The organism is Variovorax boronicumulans NBRC 103145 (genome assembly GCF_001591345.1).
Lineage (GTDB): Bacteria > Pseudomonadota > Gammaproteobacteria > Burkholderiales > Burkholderiaceae_C > Variovorax > Variovorax boronicumulans.
The window spans coordinates 1-1,650 of sequence record NZ_BCUS01000254.1 but is presented as its reverse complement, the minus strand read 5'-3'; the positions used below and the strand labels follow the sequence as shown (position 1 = coordinate 1,650).

Genomic DNA, 1,650 nt, shown 5'->3' with positions numbered 1-1,650 from the left:
GAGGCCGTGCGGCTGGCGCTGGCGCGCGTCGCGGTGCATCCGCATGCCGACCTGATCCTGGCCGACGAGCCCACGGCCCACCTAGACACTGCCACCGCCGCGCGCGTGGCCGACGCGCTGGTGGCGCTCGCCCGTGGCCGGACGCTGATCGTCTCGACCCACGACCCGGTGCTGGCCGCGCGCATGGACCGCACGGTGAGCCTCGGCCCCGAACCGCTGGTGGAGAAGGTCGCATGAGCCACCACGCGACCCGTTCCCCCCGCTGGCGCGACCTGCGCCTCGTGCTGCGTCCCTTCCTCGCGACCCAGCCGCGCGCCTTGTTGCTGGGCTGCCTGCTGGCCGCTGTCACCGTGCTCGCGGGCATGGCGCTGCTGGGCCTGTCGGGCTGGTTCATCACCGCGACCGCACTCGCGGGCCTGCATGCGGCCACGGCCTTCACCTTCGATGTCTTCATGCCCTCGGCCGGCATCCGGCTGCTGGCGCTCGGGCGCACGGGGTCGCGCTACGGCGAGCGGCTGGTCACGCACGACGCCACCTTCGCCGTGCTCGCCGAACTGCGCGTGCGGCTGTTCCGCGGCTGGGCATGCCCCGAGGCCGCGCGCGACCTGCTGATGCGGCCGGCGCGGCTGCTGTTCCGCCTCACGTCCGACATCGACGCGCTCGAGTCGCTCTACCTGCGCCTGTTCGTGCCCGCCGCTGCAGCGCTCGGCGCGGCGCTGCTGGCGGGCATCGTGCTCGGCTTCATGCATGTGGGGATGGGCGTGGCGATCGCGCTCTGGCTCTGCGCCATCGGCTGGGGGCTGGCGTACCTCATCGCTCGTCGTGCGCGGCAGCCGGCGCGGCAGCGCGCCCATGCCGTCGAGGCGCTGCGCGCGCGGGCCGTCGATCTGGTCGCAGGCCAGGCCGACCTCGCGATGGCGGGCCGGCTCGACGCCCAGCGCGCCGCGCTGATGAATGCCGACGCGCACCTCGCGCAGGCCGATCTCGCACTGAACAAGCTCGAAGCCGCGGCCGGTTTCGCCTATGGCAGCGCGGGCGCGCTGACGCTGGTCGGCGTGCTGTTGGCTGTCGGCGCGCTGGTGAGCGAAGGTGTCATCGGCGCCCCCGGCGCGGCGCTCGCACTGCTGATCGCGCTCACTGCCACCGAGCCGTTCGCGGCGCTGCGGCGTGGCGCGCTCGATGCCGGGCGCACCTGGCTGGCCGTGCGCCGGTTGGCACCGCGGCTCGACCCTTCAGTGGAAGAGGGCGCGCGCCCCGCTCGCACCGCGCAGATGGCGGCCGTGCAGGTCGACCAGCTCACCGTCATGCATCCTGGCAGTCTGGTCGAAGTGCTGAGCGGCGTGTCGCTGCACTTAAACGCGGGCGAGCGTGTCGCGCTGATCGGCGCTAGTGGCGCGGGCAAGTCCACGCTGCTTTCCGTGATCGCCGGCGACCTCACGCCACGTGCCGGCCACGTGCAGGCGCAACCGGCCTGCCTGCTGACCCAACGCACCGAACTCTTCCAGGACAGCCTGCGCGACAACCTGCGCCTGGCCGATCCGCAAGCGAGCGACGAGCGCCTGTGGGCCGTGCTGCACGCCGCCGGCCTCGATGCCGATGTGCGCGCGCTGGCCACCGGCCTCGACACGCGCCTGGGCGAAGGCGGCCTCG

At 73.7% G+C, this 1,650-nt stretch carries 2 protein-coding genes; both read left to right on the top strand.

Annotated features, from left to right (window positions below; all coding sequences use genetic code 11):
- The coding region (locus VBO01S_RS31350; RefSeq protein WP_442267806.1) for an AAA family ATPase at positions 1-237 on the top strand (237 nt) is incomplete at its 5' end.
- Positions 234-1,650 (top strand): amino acid ABC transporter ATP-binding/permease protein (locus VBO01S_RS31345; RefSeq protein ID WP_062483062.1); only part of this gene is annotated, 1,417 nt, incomplete at its 3' end. The genes VBO01S_RS31350 and VBO01S_RS31345, both read left to right, overlap by 4 nt.